Origin of the sequence: Nitrospira sp. KM1 (assembly GCF_011405515.1) — a bacterium.
Taxonomy (GTDB): Bacteria; Nitrospirota; Nitrospiria; order Nitrospirales; family Nitrospiraceae; genus Nitrospira_C.
Genome location: NZ_AP022671.1, coordinates 3622939 through 3641534, shown reverse-complemented (window position 1 = coordinate 3641534; position 18596 = coordinate 3622939). Strand labels below are relative to the sequence as shown.

The window sequence follows — 18596 nt, the reverse complement described above, 5'->3', positions numbered from 1 at the left end:
AGCTTCTCTTCGAAGAACGAATGCCTTGAGGATGTGGATAGGCTAAGCGCCGTGGGCTGCCATGGTTTTTTCTTCCCATGGTCTCATGGAATAGGATCCTCTCACTTCGGAAGAAAAACTCTGGATGTGAGCGAAGATTATTCATGGCGACCGTGCACAATTGCACAGTGCTGCCACTCGTGACGATCGAAAGCGCGAAGAGTCAGACCCTCCTTTCAGATAATTGATGGAGCACACGGATGGCGCTGAAGTGAACCAGTAGAGCAGTTGCCCCCACATCATTGATGTGATAGAGTGTACGTTCTCTCCGAGTTCCGTCACTCCCTTTCAAACATCCGTACGTCAGGCCTCAACGTCGCCTGTGCTGGGTAGTAATAGCACCGTGCACCTGCTACGGAATGGGAAGAATACTGAGGAAACATAGATGAACACTCCCAGTGGATGGCCTACAGGGAATCCTAGTCGGAAAAAAGTCAGGGGATCCTATCGCCCCAAGATTCGCTGGGAACTTTTAGGGCTGTCCGATCCGAATCTCGTGGAGACTCCAATTCCAATTGAACACATCCGCAAAGAAGTTTCGTCGCTGGCGAGCATTGGATTCGGACAAGGAACCCGCTCTCGTTCAATTTCGGCAAAGCCTGCCGGTCAATCACAGAAAACGGTGTTATCCAAGAATCGGAAGGGCAGGAATGCGGACTAAGGCAGGAGGATGCCGATTATCTTCGGGGTTGGCCACTCAAATATCCTTTTCTTAATTCTGTTCGCGTCCGTATTGTCAATGTCGTGGTGCCCCTTAAACCGCTTAATCCGTATCCCTTCCGGAAGATGGGGTTCGAATACCGCAATGCCCTCCGTACAATCCATCGCACAATCGGTTGATCCTGCCATCATCGCTGTTCCGGCGGACAGCCGGCGGTCAGCGCGACACGGCCGCAATCAACAGCACCGATGGGATCGTCGATTTCATGACACCCTCCTTAACGAGCCAACGTTCGGATGTAGTGGACGAGCTGCCAGACCTGGTCGTCGGGCAGTCCGGCGAAGGACATCATGCCGGTGCCGGGTGAACCGTTCTTGATGATCCAAAAGAGCTGCCCGTCCGGCAGATCCTTCATCATCGACCCGCACGTGAAATTTCTTGGCTGCGGGACCAGGGCCGCGCCCATGACACCCTGCCCGTCGCCTTGATTCCCGTGACACAAGGCACAAGCCACCGGCTGGGCGCTCTGTAAAAAGAGCGCCTTCCCTGCCTCGACCATATCCGCAGAAGGCGGCAAGGGATTTCCCCTCGAAATGAATTCTCCCGGAGCTTTGACCGTCTTGCGGGGCTGAGGACAAACGCCCAATGGCCCGCCGCTTGGCACAGCGGCAGACGCTTCGGGCGCGCCCTTGAATGTGACCTTGAGATAGGCAATCACGTCGGCCACACCCTGCTGGCCGATCGTCAGGTTCCAATAGGGCATGCTCGGAGACTTGCCCATCGCCGCACCGCCGTGATTGATGACGTTGTAGACGTATTCGATCGGCAGCTTGTCAAACGGCATGTTGGCGTGAATCGCCGGTTTTGGCTCCAGACCAGAAGCCGCCGGACCGTCGCCCTTGCCGCTGAATCCGTGGCACTGGGCGCAATACTCTTTGTACAGCGCCGTGCCTCGATCGACGCTCGCGTTCGTAAACTCCTGACTCGTCCAGGGCTCGTAGTACTTGAAGTCCTTGACGCCCTGCGCCGCGAGGTATCCGATCACCGCCCGCAGTTGCGGATCCGTCGCATCGGCCAAGAATTCTCCGGTATGAGTGATAAAGTTTTGCGGATTCTGCCCAAACCGGTAGAGCCAGTCCATGTTGTACCGCTGGCCCGCATTCTGGAGGGCGGTGCTCTGCGGACCGCCGATGAGTTTCCCGTTTTCTTCGATCGTATGGCAGCCGAGGCAGGCATGGCCTTTATAGGCTATACCGCCGAATGAGACGTCGAACTTGCTGACCTTCGACAGGTCGAATGTGCCGACCTTCACCCGAGGATCTTTGTTATTCCTCTCAAAGTAGTCGGCGATGGCATTCGCCTCAGGTTCGGTCACGACCGGATGTTTGACCGGACCCTCGCTAAGGTCCCATCGATATCCCTTCGCATACAGCGGCGATTCTTTGCCGGTGAGCCATCGGATGAGCCATGGGCGTTGATACTTGCTTCCCGCCCAAATAAGATCCGGCGCCCGGAGATTGAACCTCGACTCCGCATGTCCCTCCAGCCGGTGACAGGACACGCAGGCCTGCTGGATCAATTCCTTCGCCCTCGTCTGCTGCTCGCTACCCAGCAACAGACGAGGGACGGCCATCAAGCCCATCAGGGCGACGACCGCTCCTCCGAGCATGACTCTACGCTTCATTTCCATAGCACCGCTCCTTTCGTCCGCCGTGACTTCATCGACAGTTACTTGATCGATAACCAGGCATGAACGTCGGCAATGTCCTGTTCACTCAACACCGGATCCCACGCAGGCATGGGACTCCGACCGTGCAGCACTGTTTCCCGAAAGCGATCTTCGTGTTTGAGAATCGGGTTCTTCGTCAACTTAGGCCCCATCCCACCCACGGCTCCTGCGCCATGGCAAGCCTGGCAATTATGTTCAAACAGACCCTGCGCCTCTCGCTGCCACGCCGGTCACTGGCCCCTTTGGTGCTGATTCATGAGTCAGTGGTTCTGCCCTTCCCAATTCACTATCGAGCGGCGCCAGCTGATCGGGCGCTCCGGCATGATACCTCGCGGAAAGGTATCGGACGGGGAGGTCGGCCTTACTCGGATGAGACCTCAGCCCCCAGTGGATCATCCTCTCGATGGTGGCTTCCCAGCGCGCACGAGACAATCGTTGTTGAGCGATACGTCCGGGCTGTGGCACCCCGAGTAGCGGGCAATAATCAAACCTCGGCCCACGGCGCCAATGCCGCGTTCACCACTGCCAGATCTTCCTCCTGCGCTCCGGTCACAACGGCCAAAGCCAGGAACCGATCGCCAGCAAGACGATGATCGTCATCAGTTGCAAGATGGACACCTCAGAGGGAGATCAGAGGACGACGAAAGGGAAATCAAAGAGTTTGGATGAAGGCTCTCAATCACGCATCAACGAAGGGGGGAGCCTTGCCTCAAACAGAAGGTCACGGTTGTCGCAGAAAGCGACATTGATGCCTGATTTTCTTGCGCGGCTGGATCACAAAAGAACGACGGTCTCCGGAGTACTTTCCAGAGGTTGAGCCACATGCTGTTGAAATCATGAACTGGCGCGCTGTCGAATCCTGAATACTGATAGTGTCAGAACACACCGGTAAAAATTCCTGGTGGTGGAAACCATAGGAGGCGAGGGTGGCAGTGTCTGAGAAGTCGCCTTCCAGCACATTCTACATAGGCTCTGGGACCTCTCTATTTTCAGCATGCACTATTGGCAGCTGCCAATAGTGAGAGGATCGTGCAGCAGGTTTTTCGGGACTCCGTCGCTCCCCATCAACAATGACCAAGGGAAAACATCGGCTGTCTCCTCTTTCACAGGCCATTCGGCGCTCCGCTGCATTACGATGCGTTTCCCTTGGGAAGTTTATTCGACGACTCCCCTCTCTTTCGGTCACAATGGTCGCGGGAGGCGCGGGACCTACACATCCCGCACCTCCCGTTCCCATTACTTCATCGCCGTCGGACTCGCTTGAGGCTGCTGGTCCTGTCCCGCGCGCTTGAGCGCGGAGCCCGAAGCACCCAACGACTGTATCCGTGTATCGTCCGTCGGCAATACACGGAGGTAACCCCACTGTCCCGATTGCGCATACGGCAGTCGGTTATTCGACCAGACGAAGTCTCCGGCTTGACGATAGGGTCCTCCGGCCCCGCCCCGGATGAATACGTCGAGCACCTCAGACCCGGCGTATTCGACGACGCTGATCATATCGGCGCCCGGCATGTACGGTTCGATCGGCCATTCGTGTCCTTCGACACCGAACATCCCATTCTGCTCGCTATTGGCACCGAGTACATGGATACGAACCGGATCACCCGCGTGCGCTTCGATCAGCGGCGTGAAAGGATCTTCCGGTTTGTCCACCACGCAAGGCTGGAAGATTCTCCCCAAGGAGCAGCCTTGTTCCTCCCGGAACTTGTACGGTTCGGCGCGGTAGTTGACGCTCGTCAATCCCGCGACGTTCTGTACATAAGGCATGAACGAGGTCCCGATGATGTTATCCTCGTCTTGGAAGAAGAGGGCCACATCGCGATAGTTCCGCTTGCCCACGTTCTCCGGCAGGCTGGCGTCAACGATGACGTCCGCCCGCCATGAATTCTTCTGTGAAATGTCTGCACCGGTTACGGGATCGCGGTATTGTGACCCCTTGGGGCCCACAATGACCGCTCCGTACAATCCATTGCGCGGATTCACGACGATATTCCCGCCGTCCCACACCAGTGAGGTCGTCTCCTTGTTGGCTGGATGCGCATAGTACCTATAGGTGCGGCTCTCACCGGGACCGATCGTCTGATCGCCACCATTGTTGCCGACGTTCAGGCCCTGACTGTCCTTCGGATCGAAGGCTAATCCAGGGGCAAAGAAAGACGCCCGGCTGCCCTTCATTTTGTTTTTCAGAATGACCTTGACGCAGTCGCCAAGGTTGACCCGTAGCGTCAGCGGGCTCGGCGTTCCCCCGCTCGCTACCGTCATGGCCTCCTCTTCAAGCGCAAAGATCTTGCCTTCCGGCATAGTCATTTCGATCTTTCGCTCGAAGTCCACCTCAATCACATCCGGCGTTTTTGGATTCAGTTTCATTGGGCGGTCCAACGCCACGACGTTGAAGGTCTTGATCGGCGCATCGGCCGGACACACGGAACTCGGCGTCGCCGGAATGCCCAGTGGATTGGTCCCGCGAGGAAGCGGCATAAGATCCGCTACCGGCTTGTCGAGGACGCGCACGATACCCCATCCGCCTTCGGCGAAATGCGACGTCCGGCCGTTGAAGTGGATGTAGTCGCCCGGCATGCCCTGGAATCCACCCGCCTTGGTCACGAGATCGTATCGTTCGGCGATCCCGACGTGAATCGAGTTCTTCCGATTGGCATCCGCCGCGTACCGCTCCGTCAGGAAGGTATGGCCGGAGATGGTCCACACGTGCGACTCATTCATCAGCTGATGCAACAGCCGGAATACCATGGTGTCGCCCGTATACGCCCGCAACAACGGCGTGTCGGGATCCCCATGGACCATGCTGCTGAACAGCTTCGATGTATCCGGATTGTTCGACAGGCGCTGCGCAAACGGCTCCGCGCGGAAGTTGAACCCGCTGCCGGTCGTATGCGTGCCCCCATTCAGATACTTGTTCGGTGCGTTTAAAATCTTGTCGGGCATCTGGAACGACACCGTCTTGCCCGCCTCTAACGCCACTTCGACCGGCTGCCCCGGGGGATTGCCGGCTTCAATGACATTGACGGTGTGCGGCACCGTGTCGTGGATGGAGACCATCAATTCACGGAAACTGCCGCTGACCCCGGCCCCAATCGGCTCGTTGCTATGAATATCGGCGATAGGGCCGCTGTACACCAACTTACCGTTTTTCGGATCGTGGTAGGTGGATCCGAACGGCTCGACCAGTGTCACGCCGAATCCGCCATGCGGCCAGGTCGTCGCCCCGAACGCGTGGTCATGCCAAAACACGGTTCCCATGTCCACGTCCACCCACCACCGATAACGGACGAACTCCGGCGACACAAGATCGTTGGCCGGATGATTGTGCTTCAACGGCTTGAAAAACGTCACCTGATCGCCCTTGATGTCCTTGATGCGGGCGACCTCTGAGCAGCTCTTGTCACGCGGCAATGAGGCAGTCGCGTCGTGACCCCGCTCCAAACAATCCATGCCGACCATGACCTCGGTGTTCACGTGGAACGGCGAGGCGCCCGGTGCCATTTGAATCTTGATGCTCTTGGCTCCCGCTTTCGCCCCTCCGACGAGCTTGGCGACCATCGGCGCCGGCATCCCGTGTTTCTTTCCCTTCCCCCACATCGTAAATGGGCGGACGGACATCTCATACTCGAAGCCGGAGATCACTCCATCCGAATTCCCCGTGTCGAACTGGAAGAAGTGGGGATGGATATTGATCTTGGACGACTGAAAGTTGGTGTAATCATCGTCGTCCCACTCGCTCGTGAGTATGAGGTCCACGCAGTCATACACGTTGGCACGAATGACCGCCGGAAGCTTCAGGTCATCGTTCGCCCGTATGAGGCGCTCTTCTTCGTGCAGCACATAGATCAACCCATCCTTGTCCGTAATGGCCGGCTCTTTCCCCTGCTTCTTGGCCAGCGTGATCGGCATGCGCGTAAAGTGAATATTAAAGAACTTCTGATTGGCATTTTCGGGACAAAGGCTCCAACGGCCCTGCTCACCCGGCTTCGCCGGCTCGGAGGTTCGTTCACCGTTCGCTTCCTGATGGATCGGCTCAAGCCACGGTGCCCCGCTATGGTTGGCTGAGAACGGCACGCGCTTGCCGAAATGCGGCTTGAAGAGCGGCCAGGCCATCTTGCCCGTGGTCGGATCGAATAAGATCGCGGGTCTGGTGCTGTCGTCCCACTTGGCCGCCCATCGATACTTGGGATTCTGCGCGGTGCTTTCCCGTTCGCCGCGGGCGATGTTGCCGTCCCACTTCCAGTCCCACACTGTCGAGTCATAGGCCATGATCTGGCCCTTCTCGTCGTTCGTATGGCCCGGTTGCCCCTGAGCCGGCACGAACATCTCGACCCAATCCTTGATGTTCACGATGACCGGATCGGATTTCCAGTTGGTCTTCTGGTTCTTGTCGACGATCTTGAACGTCTTGCCGAACCAATCGACGGTGGTCCCGATGAGCTTGTCGGACGAAACGCCTTGCTTCATACGACCCTTCCGGTCCGGCAGCTCTTGTAGATCCGGCATCGTATCCGTGTGGGCCGCTCCGACCTGGAGCGTATTATAGAATCGTCCGTAGCCCCACATCCCCGCTACATAATGGTGGGCGACATGGCAATGGTAAAGAAATTCGCCGGCCAAATGTTGACAGCCGCCCCCACCGCACTCAGGCTCCAGATCCAACGCTTCCGACGGGCCGATGACTTCCACGTCCACTCGGTCGGACTTCGTCCGCACGACCGGATACTTCACCGGACCGTCCTGCCCCATCGCCCACATATTGTTGGGCTCCGTGCCGGGGCTCCGCTGCCAGCGGATCGATCCGCTGTGGGGATGGTGGGAATGGAACACCTCGGATCCTCCGTGCACCAGCCGCCATTTGACCGGATCTCCCAGATAACCGCGGGCAATCGTGGTCGGCGTGTCGCCGAAAGTATACGAACTATAGGCCAGGGACTCGTCTTCGAACCCAAAATATTCGTGCTGCAGATGCATTTCATCGATCCCAAAAGGCTCGCTGCGGTAATTGATCGCGCGGCCTCCAGGTCGGTAGGCGTCCGTCAAAGGATCGCGTTGCGGCAGGAAGTCGCCCTTCTTGTTCAACGGACGAAACGCTTCATCGCCGATCTCATGATAGAAGAGCACAAACTCGCGAAAGTCCGGCCCGGACCCGTTGTCGATATTCACCTGCCACCCGGTCTGCACAGCTTTGTCGGGCCCGGTGCCCAGCGAGTCGTAGTACATCGAACCCTTCGGTTCGACGATGAACGCGCCGAAGAGACCCATGACGGTCAGCTCGCGGTCATGGCTGTAAGAGTGGAACTGCCGGACACCTTCCTGCATGTGCGGATGGATATACCATTCAAATTCCTGCGCCTTGCCGGGCGATATGATCGAGTCGGGATTGGTAGTCGTCGCCGGCTTCCCGGTTGCGCTCACGATCATGCTGGACGCTTGAATGAACAGGCTCCCGTCCTCGCCCTCCATCTGATTGCGGAGCGTCATCTTGACACAGTCTCCCTGATTGGCACGGAGTACCAACGGCTGGATCACATCGCCCTGTAAACCGGTGCTGACTGCACCGGGATCAAATCCGTCTTTTTCACGTGACTCCTTGTTCGCGGTTTCTTCCGCCCGTGCCTTGGCGACGTCCTCGGTCAACACGTACATATACCCGGGATAATAGTCGAGCCAGCGGTTCAACGTGATCTCGATATTGATCATCGAGACGTCGTAAATCTTCTGCGGTGCATTGGACGGACATCTCCCCCCGGACGAGAGAACCGGCTCGCCCTTCTTCGTATCTGTCATGAGCAGGAAACTGCTGCCGTCCTGTCCCATGTACTGGTGCATCATGGACATATTGTTGAAGGCACCGGATGTCTGTTGCGCCTGGGCGTCTTTTTGAGCTTGTTCTTCGAGCCGCCGCATCAGACGATGATGCTGCAGTTCCATTTTTTCTGAACGCTCAGGACGGCCCTCGATGGTATCCTCGACGACTGTTTGTCCTTTCAACTGCTGAGTCCAGCCTGGCAGTGAGACAGGACTCGCATGTTCGCTGTGCGATGCTTCGCCGGGACCTGCGGCCTGTAGTCCCGATGTAATCACCAAACACCCCACGAGCAGAATGCTCTGCAACAGCAGAGCGGATCCGCGTCGTCGTCTTCGCTTATGGTGAACACGAACATCCTTCATCGTACGGCCTCCTGTCATAATGCCCTGAATAGGGCGGTTCGGATTGTTGACACTTGTATGGATTGGCTGATGTCTGTGCCGTTAGGCTCTCGCGAATACCGGCCGTACGCTCAACTCATCCCATCAGGCGATTTAGAACCGGCGGGGGTTCTTCTCATGAAGGATCGGGTTATTCGGAGGCCGGTCCTAATCACCCGTGCCCCCGCCGGCAACCACGAGCTAGCGCAAATCGCGGGCCACGCGCATTCGTGCAGGCACAAAACCAAAATTCCTCAGGCTCGAATGAGAGTTACGATGAAGGTGGTGCAGGGTCAGAAACGAACCGCAAAAAGCATTGTCCAATGTTTTGGACAACGCGACATGACCCAGAAACGGGAACTCCGCATGATTCGAGGACTTCTCGGTGTCCAACGGCGTAGACACCGTCTCAGAGACAATGAGGCAGAACGGGACAGTGGTGGACTAGCAATGTGTTGACAAACTACGTGATGCCCTCGGAAATGGAGTCGTGTCTGAGGTCACGGCGTCATTAGCCTGCCCTGCAGGCTGTTCAGAAAGGCGTCTTTTCTCACCCACCCGCCCCGACGCGCCAAGACGCGTCGGTTTCCCTCAAGGCCGCAGCGAGGTCCGCGGCGCGAAGAATAATGAGCGCCACGTTTGCGGACGGGCGCGAGTCGATGAGCGCCCAGTGTCTTGGAGGCGAAGCGTAGCCGTTCTCACCCGCCCGCCCCAAGCGGCCAAGGCCGCTCTTACCCAGGTCTCACCCGCCCGCCCACTGCTGTGGGAACAGTCGTGTTCCCGTCCCGTACGTTGAGCCTCTGAGGTTCACGCCGTGCCGAATAAGGCACGGCACGCCTGTGAACGCCGCCGAGATAGTGAGGCGGCTGTGTCCCGCGAGAACGCCGCTGGCGGACTTTGTCAACAGCCTGCTAGGAGATGCAGTGAAATCGCAGCTTATTATAGAGGCTGGCCCGACTGATTTTGAGCAGCTTTGCTGCTTTGGTCCGATTCCCTTGTGTACTATCGAGTGCTTGGAGAATGCATGCCCGCTCAACCTCCTTCACGGTTTCGCGCGTTTTAGACCGGAGATCACGCAGCGACGAAGCCGGTAGCGTGATGGATGCATTGGAACAGACTTGGAGGTCGTCCGGCGCCGTCACGACGGCCCTTTCAATATAATGTTGAAGTTCACGCACATTCCCCGGCCAAGCGGCATCAGTGAGCATGCGCAATACCTGCGGCGACACCCTCGCTACCGGCTTCCAGTGCCGTCTGGAGGATTCTTCCAAAAAATGATTCACCAGCAACGGAATGTCCTCCCGCCGATCTCGAAGTGGCGGAACGCACAGCGGCAGAACCGCCAATCGATAATAGAGATCTTGACGGAATCGTTTGGCTTTGACGAGGGGGACCAAGTCCCGGTTTGTCGCTGAGACGATTCGCACGTCGATCTTAACTGGGCGCATCCCGCCGACCGGCTTGATCTCGCCCTCTTGAAGCACCCGAAGCAGCTTGGCTTGGAAGACCGGAGAAGTGTCTGCAAGCTCATCGAGAAAAATAGTGCCGCCGTCTGCCTCTTCGAATAGGCCCCGCTTGTTGGCCACCGCTCCGGTGAAGGCCCCCTTGACATGGCCGAACAGCTCGCTCTCCAGCAAGGTTTCCGGTAGCGATCCGCAGTCAACCACCACGAATGGCTTCCCTGCCCTGGGACTCGACTCGTGTATCGTCCTGGCCACCAGTTCTTTGCCGGTCCCGCTTTCCCCTTCGATCAGGACGGTCGCAGAAGTGTCTGCGACCACACGGATCAGGTCGAACATCCTCTGCATAACGTCGCTCCGGCCGATGAGCTTTCCCAGAGACTCCCCCGCCATACCGGGAGAGACCGGCCTCGATTTGGATGCCGGGCCGATGGAGGGTTTTCCGGATCGAGGCTCGAACAGAGCCAGCATAGAACCAACTTGTCCTTGCCCCGTGAGGAGCGGAAAGGCCTGGTATAAACCGCAAGCGGCGCGCTCTAGCGTGACGTCACAGCACCCCGAGCGAGGGTCGCGGTGATCAAACATCCTAACAGCTGGACACGATTCGCAAGGTTCCAGCCTCCGTGTAAACGTTTCGTAGCACTTCCCCAGCTTGACTTCTTTCAACTCTTCGAATGCCCCGCTTTCGGCAGGGCCGTTCATGTATGTGATGTTGAACTGACGGTCCATGATCGCGATCCGATCGGAGAGGACCGCGCCCAGCTGGCTGATCGTCTCAATGCGAACCATCAGGACAGGATCCTGCTGCAAACACGCATCCCGTGATGAAGATTCGTTCATTGCAGATCCCTTTCGTCGCAGCGTCACTGGTGATCGGTCAGCAAGGCGTCAATCCTCAGCTTGAGATCAGAAATTCGGACAGGTTTGTCGAAATACGCCGTCGCTCCGGCACGCAGGACTTGTGCTTGCAAGCCGGGTTCGCCGAACGCCGTCATGACCACGATGGGGCAGTGGGGCGCCACCGTCCGCAACCGGGTGATGTAATCGGCTCCTCCGGCAGGCATGCGGAGATCGGTGAGGATGACGTCCGGCACGGATTGCAGAACCGACAACAAGGCTTCGTCACCGTCCTTTGCCTCACGTAATTGATATCCGGCGCTCCAGAATGCGTCACAGAGCAGATTGAGCATATCTCTATCGTCTTCGACGACGAGAACCACCGCTTTCTTCTGTGCCACCATTGTAGGCATCTCCGGAGGATCCTGTCCTACGCGACAAAGGGGCAAAGGACATGCCGTGAGAATCTATGACCGAAGGCCTCATTATTTGGGACAATCGAGCAGCAGGCGGAATTTCAATCGCGAGGCTGGCGAGAAAGACTACACCCCTATGCGCCGCACTGTCCCACAATGCCCCAGCGAGCGGCAGAGATTATGGGCTTTTCGGCAAGAGGATGGTGAACGTCGTCCCGATTCCTGGTTCACTCTCTACTTCGATCGAGCCCTGGTGCTCCTCGATGATTCCCTTGACCACGGTCAAACCAAGACCCGTCCCCTTGCCAAATTCTTTTGTGGTAAAGAACGGATCGAAAATCTGCTTTACGATGTCGTGTGAGATTCCGTGTCCGGTGTCCGAGATCGTGAGCTTTACCATGCCTTTCTCCAATCCGAGCGTGATGCGGAGCTTCCCTCCCTCCGGCATGGCGTGAAGTGCGTTCATAATGAGATTGATCATGACCTGACTCATCTGATCGCTGTCGCCTGAGATGGTCGGAGAGGCGGCGGCATCCACCTGCAACTCCACCTGCACGCGCTTGCTGGACAGCCGCTCATGGAACATTTCAAGACTGCTCTCAATCACGTCCTGCAGCCGAAGGGAGCGCGGCTGAGGCGGTTTTCTTCTCGCAAACGACAATAGTTGATTCATGACTCGCGTAATCCGCTCGACCTGAGCGACAATGGTTTGCAAGCCCTTCCTCACCGGCTCATCGGTGACCCGGTCCAAGAGGTATTCGGCCCGTCCCAGGATCACGTTCATGGGCGTCCCAATCTCGTGCGCCATCCCTGAAGCCACGGTTCCCAGTTCGGCAATCCGCTCGGTTCGTCGCAGCTGTTCCTCCAGGCGCGTCCGTTCGGTGATATCGCGAAGGATGACGGTGAAGAACTTGCTCCCTTGGACCGTGACGTGCGAAATCGCCGCTTCAATAGGAAACTCTTCTCCGTCCGCTCGGAGACCGGTCACCGTGCCCAACTGGCCCATTTTTCGGGTCGTCACGCCAGACTGCCCGAACCTGTTCACATGGGACCGATGGGCGTCACGGAAGTGCGCGGGAATAAACCTGTCGAGCGATCGGTCAATAGCTTCCTTGGCCGCACATTTGAACATGCGCTCGGCTGCATGATTGAAGACCACGATCTTCTGCTCATGATCAACGGTGATGATGGCGTCCATGGCAGAATCGATGATGCTTTCGAGCCTGAGTTGGCTGACAAGAAAATGTTCTTCGGCCCGCTGACGGCCTGCCACCGCCCCCGCGACAGCAGTCTCTGCGTGCGCTCGTGCTTCCTGAGCCGCTTCCATCAGCGCCTCAGCATGAGATCGTCCGGCACGCTCCAATAGCAAATCCTGCACCGTCTTCGTCCTGCTGATTTCGGACTGTAGCAATTCCGCTCGGGTCCGCTTCAATTGAAGCAGGCCCCATGTGAGTAGGCAGAGGACGAAGGTTCCCAACATTCGATTAAAGACGGCATACTGCAGCGACAACGCGCCAGGTTTCAGGAACAGTGCGGTCCAGAGCAGCGCTATTGCACCGAGACCATAGTACAATGCGTCGCGCTGGCGCGGTGTATGAACGGTCAAGAGAAGGGGGATGACGTAGAGAATGGCGACGGCCACTCCGAGCGGAGCCGCCAGATCACACGCAAAGACGACGATCATCAACACCGGGATCGTCCAGGGACCCCGGGGGAATGCCTTTTCCATGACGAACTTCATAAGCACACGGCGATGCCGGTGGTCATTCGTCCGGCGGGAGGACAGCCTCGATCTCTGCAAGCTTTCGGTACAGCGTCTTGCGGTCGATCCCCAGAACCTGCGCAGCCTGATACTTATTGCCGCCCAGCTTTTCGAGAATTTTCTTGATGTACTCCTTTTCCACTTCATGCAGGGAAACCATCTTCTCCGCACCCTCGTCAATGACGCGGCGATCACCGCGTGCTCCTTGGATGGTCCCGGGGAGATCGTCGGGGAGAATCCTGTCTGTCCGACTGAGCGTGACCGCTCGCTCAATGACATTCTCCAGTTCCCGAACGTTTCCCGGCCACGCATAGTCCATCAAGATGGCCAACGTGGCTTCGTTCATCCCTTTCACATCCTTGCCCCGCTCCTGCCCGAACTTTTTCAAAAATGCATCCACGAGCAGAGGAATATCTTCACGTCGTTCCCGCAGCGGTGGAAGTTTCACTTCGATCACATTGAGACGGTAGTATAGGTCCCCTCTGAACCGTTTCGCTTTGACTTCCTCCGCCAGATTCAAATTTGTCGCCGCAATGACCCGGACATCTACGGCAGTTGACTTGGTCGCACCTACGCGCCTGATTTCCTTTTCCTGGATGGCGCGAAGAAGCTTGGCCTGCAGCATGTGCGGCAACTCGCTGATCTCATCGAGAAAAAGAGATCCCCGTTCCGCCTCTTCAAACAGGCCGCGCTTGTCCGTTCTTGCATCCGTGAAGGCGCCGCGCACGTGGCCGAACAATTCACTTTCCAGCAAATGCTCTGGAATCGCAGCGCAGTTGACGGGAATGAAGGCAGCGTCCTTCCGCTCGCTATTGTAGTGAAGCGCCTTGGCCACAAGCTCCTTGCCCGTTCCGCTTTCCCCTGTGATCAGGATGTTGGTCGGACTGTTCGCAACGCGGCGGATCAAGTCAAACACCTCCCGCATCGCCTTGCTCTTTCCGAGAATTTGACTGAAGCTGTATTCCCTATCCACTTCCCGTCGGAGACGGTGAATCTCGCTTCTGAGCAGCGCTTCACGGAACGCGCGCTCGGTCGCTCGCGACAGATCCTCATTCTTCACCGGCTTCATCAGATAATCATAGGCGCCTTGTTTCATGGCCTGAATGGCAGTTTCCACGCTGCCGAACGCGGTCATCAGAATCACGTTGGTATCGGGCCACGATTGTTTGATCTGTGTGAGCAGTTCGATCCCCTGCATCCCTTTCATCCGCAGATCGGTGAGAACGACCGGGTATTCTTTCTCACGGAGGGTCACGAGAGCGTCCTGTCCATTGGAGGCGAGACTCACGGTATAGCCATGCTGCTCCAGCACGTCCCGAAGCAACGCCCGCATCTCATGATCATCATCAACGACAAGCACATTTCTGACAACGTCCGGCATAACAACCTCCGGCAGGTCTGCAACAGATATCAAAACAAGAGGAGAAAATAAACATGCCACTTCAAGGCCTTGTGCTCAGCCTAATCAATCCAACGTGCGAATCTATATCGTAGTCTCCTCATGCACGTTGCGTTTTATTCCGGGCTAAATTTAATCGGCAAAAATCCTCGTGCATACGGACTATCCACTGCTACTTGGACATTCGATGCGTTGATAGTGAATGTTATCGGTTATCCGTCGACGATAAAGATGGGAGGGAGGCTTCGCCTGATGAGTCGCCGGCACGCATAAGCGTAAGACAAGACTTCTTGGAGGTTTTATCCGCGTGCAGCAATCACGATAATGCGCTGAAGAGCACGCGGCACAAGCGGGCTTGGTTCGGCCCAGAGAGAAAACTGGAGGCTTTTATCCGCCCGCACAATTCCATAAAGCGATAATGAGCGGACGGCACGCGCAAGCATAAGACAAGACTTCTGGAGGTTTTTATCCGCGTGCAGCAATCACGATACTGCGCTGAAGAGCACGCGGCACGAGCGAGCTTGGTTTGGTGGAGGGCAGGGGAGTTGAACCCCCGACCCCTACGTTGCGAACGTAGTGCTCTCCCAACTGAGCTAGCCCCCCACCTGGAATACCGGAGAATACGAGCGACTGAACCTGCGGGATGTGTCGCGCATCAGTGCGCTGGCGTGGACCGCAGTAGAAAAACGGGGAGGTAGATGCCCGTATCTCCCGGTTGCCGCATTATACACAAGCACCGGTTCACTCGCTACCGGTAGCTGAGTTTGCGATCCCGATGTCGCGTGTCGTAACACCGGCTTCTTATGACGCGCTGATGATCGACTGCCCGACCGGCGTTCCCTGGTCTATCGTGACACGGCGCCCTTCGACCCGCAGCCGGCCTTCGGCGAACAGTTGCACGGCGCGCGGATAGATTTTGTGTTCCTGTTCCAAAATTCGCGCGGCGAGGATTTCCGGCGTATCGTCATCTAGAATGGGAACCGCCGCTTGCAGGATGATCGGCCCCTCGTCTACGCCTTCCGTGACAAAGTGAACGGTGCAGCCGGCGAGTTTGCATCCCCACTCGATCGCCTTCTTTTGAACGTCCAACCCCGGAAATGACGGCAGCAGCGATGGGTGAATGTTCATCATCCGGTTCGCATACGCATTGACCAGCACCCCCGTGACAATCTTCATGTATCCGGCCAAGAGGACCAGCTCGACATCGTGTTTGTTCAATTGTTCCAGCAATTCCCGGTCATAGACTTCGCGGCTATCCGGACGTCCGGCGAACGGTTTGGGATCGACGAACAGATCGCGCACACCATGTTTTCTCGCCCGCTCCAGCGCCCCAGAGTCTTTCTTGTTGCTGATAACTGCAACGATCGTGGCGTGCACCGTTCCGACCTCGATGGCATCGATGATGGCCTGGAGATTCGATCCCCGACCCGACGCGAGGACCGCCACACGCAATGGATGGGCACGTTTGATCGGATGAGCATTCACGTTGATGATTCCCTCAATGGACTCTGGAAGATTGTCAGCAACCCGCGTCAACGCTCGGCTGGTCCATCCTGGGAGCCAAGAGTTTAGTCGGCATATTCGACGTCCGGTGTTCCATCGGATGCCGGGACCATTTCTCCGATGATCCATGCCTGATCGCCGAGGGATGCCGCTTTTTTCAGAACACCCGCGGAGGAAGGAGCCGGCACGACGAGGATCAGACCAATGCCCATGTTGAATACTCGGTACATTTCTTCGCGATCCACCTGCCCAAGACGGCTCAAGAGGCCGAAGACCGGAGGAACGGTCCAGACTTTACGATGAATTCTGGCTCTGACGCCGGGAGGAAACACTCGAGGAAGATTTTCGGTAATGCCGCCGCCGGTAATGTGCACGATGCCTTTGATGGGAAACTCGCTCACGAGAGCAAGAATCTGCTTGGCATAGATCCTCGTCGGGGTCAAAAGGATCTCCCCGATCGGACGATCGAGGTCCGGGACTTTGCTCGCAACCGACAGCTTCGCCTTCTCGAACAGGATCCGGCGGACCAGCGAATATCCATTGCTATGAAGTCCCGACGATGCGAGCCCGATGAGGACGTCGCCGGGCTCGATGGACTTCCCGTCGATGATCTTAGGTTTGTCGACCACACCGACGGCAAAACCCGCCAGATCGTATTCTCCATCCGCATAAAACGACGGCATTTCTGCCGTTTCACCCCCAATCAACGCACAGCCCGCCTGACGGCATCCTTCGGCAATGCCCCCGACGACCTGCTGGGCCTTGGAAACTGCCAATTTGCCCGTCGCGAAATAGTCCAGAAAAAATAAGGGTTCGGCTCCGCTCACTGCAATATCGTTCACACTCATCGCGACCAGATCGATTCCAACTGTGTCATGCTTGTCCATGAGGAAGGCGATCTTGAGTTTCGTTCCGACACCGTCGGTTCCAGACACTAACACGGGATCTTCATATTGTTTGGATTGCAACCTGAACAATCCGCCAAATCCGCCGAGATCTGTCAGAACCTCCGGCCGAAACGTGGATCGAACCAGGGGCTTGATGCGGTGGACGAATTCGTCACCCGCATCGATATCGACTCCGGCGTCGCGGTAGGTCGTCATGGTGCGCGTATCTTAGTGGGAGCCCGTAGCGAGGGTCAACAGTGAGGAAGAGAATAGGCAGCCTCGTAGATCATTTGCTTCGACGAATAACTAAATGTTTTCTACCTGTGTTCGATGGTTCTTGCATCTTTCGTCCACCATTTTTCCCTAAAGCCAAACAGACAACTTCGGCAACACCTGCATCGAGCAAGAGCTTCCTGCAAGCGATAAAAGACGTTCCGGTCGTAACAACATTATCCAATAATAAAATTACCTTTCTCGAAATTCTCGTTACATCTACCACCCTGATGCTATCTAAGTGGGTGTCAATATCATTACCTGGAACCCCGCACTGTCTACGGGCTCTAGAAGATTCGACACTCTTATAGCGCACCAAGCTTGAACTCACGTCAATATGCCCGTGTGCCTGAAGATCTCTCGCTATGGCTAGGAGGGAAGGATTATATTCACCTGCCTCATGTGATGGAACAATAGCTACATGCACTTTAGCTCCCAGAAGTTCAATCAATTTCGGAGAGAATCGATCCATTGCTATACCTACGAAACTGGAAAACCACACACTGTCGTTAACCCATTTGACCGGATCATTTTGATTAGAAGGGCAATATTCTCCTAGCGCCCAAATTGTATATGGCAAAGGTATTAGCATACCCCAGCGTGTCAAAAGCTCATTCTGCTTCTTATTTTCACTTTTTCTTTCAATTACTTGTCCGATTAAGTGTTCCGTAGAAAGAAAAATTAGACTTTCGTCATCGCATTTCACAAGCTCTTCATGTACTGCAAGTTCTCGCCTGTTCTGCCCGTGAATACGAATACGGTACGCAGTCCTACCGTCTGGATTCATCCGGCTATTGTCATGACAGGTAGTTAGTCCATCGATCCATCCTTCAAAGCTCAGATGGCAATGGCGAACCCGAGTTCCTTCAGAAAGAGGTTTCCACACCATAGTCTACTGTCATTGATGAATGTGATGTCGATGCAATCAGTTCACTGGACATACGTTTCATCCTTCAAGAACAACAATCTGGCTGTGGCCCAGAAGGGAGATTCTTACACTTTTCATCTCCTCGTGGAAAGCTGAGCGGCCGAACGAGCAGCAGGGTCCCGATAACGCTCTGATATCGCCGAGACGGACCCATCCCCCCAATTCACACATCAAAGCCTGCCTGGCTCTTCGCGACCGTCGCCGGAGAAGCGGGGTCCCACGTGGCGTTGCCGAGCAGGAAAGCTGGAACTGACCGAGGGTACGCGACGTACGTCGCGCCCGAGTGGAATTCCAGAAATTTCCATCAACAGTAACTCTAGGGGGAGCTGAGTCGCTTTCAGCGGGCATCAGAGCCCTGTTGCACCCGATGTAGCCGAGCCGGATCGACGGCCGAAGGCCGGTAGCGAGCATTGTCCGAAGCTGTGCTCGCGCGGGAGCGCCAAGCGCAACGAGTTGCGGAGCGAAGAGACGGCGAGGCGTACAGCGGACCAACAGGACTCCGGCCATCGA

9 protein-coding genes, 1 tRNA gene and 1 pseudogene are annotated in these 18596 nt (G+C 56.5%); all 11 read right to left on the bottom strand.

Translation table 11 applies throughout. The annotated features are described in order from the left end of the window. Positions 1–977: 977 nt before the first annotated feature. Positions 978–2390, bottom strand: coding sequence for a c-type cytochrome (locus W02_RS17155; RefSeq protein WP_173049876.1), 1413 nt, complete (start codon positions 2388–2390; stop codon positions 978–980). A gap of 38 nt (positions 2391–2428) precedes the next feature. Next, positions 2429–2635, bottom strand: a pseudogene (locus W02_RS17150) (cytochrome c); the annotation flags it as partial. 1030 nt (positions 2636–3665) lie between these two features. Beyond that, a complete protein-coding gene (locus W02_RS17145) occupies positions 3666–8603 on the bottom strand; it encodes a multicopper oxidase domain-containing protein (protein ID WP_173049874.1) in 4938 nt (1645 codons plus the stop codon). A gap of 929 nt (positions 8604–9532) precedes the next feature. After that, positions 9533–10921 carry a sigma-54-dependent Fis family transcriptional regulator gene (locus W02_RS17140; protein ID WP_173049872.1) on the bottom strand — a complete coding sequence of 463 codons (1389 nt, stop codon included), beginning with the start codon at positions 10919–10921 and terminating at the stop codon, positions 9533–9535. 23 nt (positions 10922–10944) lie between these two features. Then, complete coding sequence (locus W02_RS17135) at positions 10945–11331, bottom strand: response regulator (protein ID WP_173049870.1); 387 nt, start codon at positions 11329–11331, stop codon at positions 10945–10947. Between the two features lie 181 nt (positions 11332–11512). Next, complete coding sequence (locus tag W02_RS17130) at positions 11513–13063, bottom strand: nitrogen regulation protein NR(II) (RefSeq protein WP_173049868.1); 1551 nt, start codon at positions 13061–13063, stop codon at positions 11513–11515. 34 nt (positions 13064–13097) lie between these two features. Further along, the gene (locus W02_RS17125) at positions 13098–14477 is read right to left on the bottom strand and encodes a sigma-54 dependent transcriptional regulator (protein WP_173049866.1); all 1380 of its coding nucleotides are present in this window, start codon (positions 14475–14477) and stop codon (positions 13098–13100) included. 545 nt (positions 14478–15022) lie between these two features. Beyond that, positions 15023–15098 (bottom strand) — tRNA-Ala (locus tag W02_RS17120). Positions 15099–15296: 198 nt separating this feature from the next. Further along, positions 15297–15947 carry a phosphoribosylglycinamide formyltransferase gene (purN, locus tag W02_RS17115; RefSeq protein WP_197742244.1) on the bottom strand — a complete coding sequence of 217 codons (651 nt, stop codon included), beginning with the start codon at positions 15945–15947 and terminating at the stop codon, positions 15297–15299. Between the two features lie 116 nt (positions 15948–16063). Continuing rightward, the gene (gene purM, locus W02_RS17110) at positions 16064–17101 is read right to left on the bottom strand and encodes a phosphoribosylformylglycinamidine cyclo-ligase (protein WP_173049862.1); all 1038 of its coding nucleotides are present in this window, start codon (positions 17099–17101) and stop codon (positions 16064–16066) included. A 70-nt stretch (positions 17102–17171) separates the two neighbouring features. Next, positions 17172–18047 (bottom strand): ComF family protein, encoded by an 876-nt coding sequence (locus tag W02_RS17105; RefSeq protein WP_173049860.1) that lies wholly within the window; start codon positions 18045–18047, stop codon positions 17172–17174. Between the last annotated feature and the right edge of the window lie 549 nt (positions 18048–18596).

Bases quoted from the DNA above. Each gene is read 5' to 3' on its own strand.
- W02_RS17155 (WP_173049876.1), bottom strand. From the start codon at position 2,390: ATGGAAATGAAGCGTAGAGTCATGCTCGGAGGAGCGGTCGTCGCCCTG.
- W02_RS17140 (WP_173049872.1), bottom strand. From the start codon at position 10,921: ATGAACGAATCTTCATCACGGGATGCGTGTTTGCAGCAGGATCCTGTC.
- W02_RS17135 (WP_173049870.1), bottom strand. From the start codon at position 11,331: ATGCCTACAATGGTGGCACAGAAGAAAGCGGTGGTTCTCGTCGTCGAA.
- W02_RS17130 (WP_173049868.1), bottom strand. From the start codon at position 13,063: ATGGAAAAGGCATTCCCCCGGGGTCCCTGGACGATCCCGGTGTTGATG.
- W02_RS17105 (WP_173049860.1), bottom strand. From the start codon at position 18,047: ATGGTGTGGAAACCTCTTTCTGAAGGAACTCGGGTTCGCCATTGCCAT.
- W02_RS17145 (WP_173049874.1), bottom strand. From the start codon at position 8,603: ATGAAGGATGTTCGTGTTCACCATAAGCGAAGACGACGACGCGGATCC.
- purM (WP_173049862.1), bottom strand. From the start codon at position 17,101: ATGACGACCTACCGCGACGCCGGAGTCGATATCGATGCGGGTGACGAA.
- W02_RS17125 (WP_173049866.1), bottom strand. From the start codon at position 14,477: ATGCCGGACGTTGTCAGAAATGTGCTTGTCGTTGATGATGATCATGAG.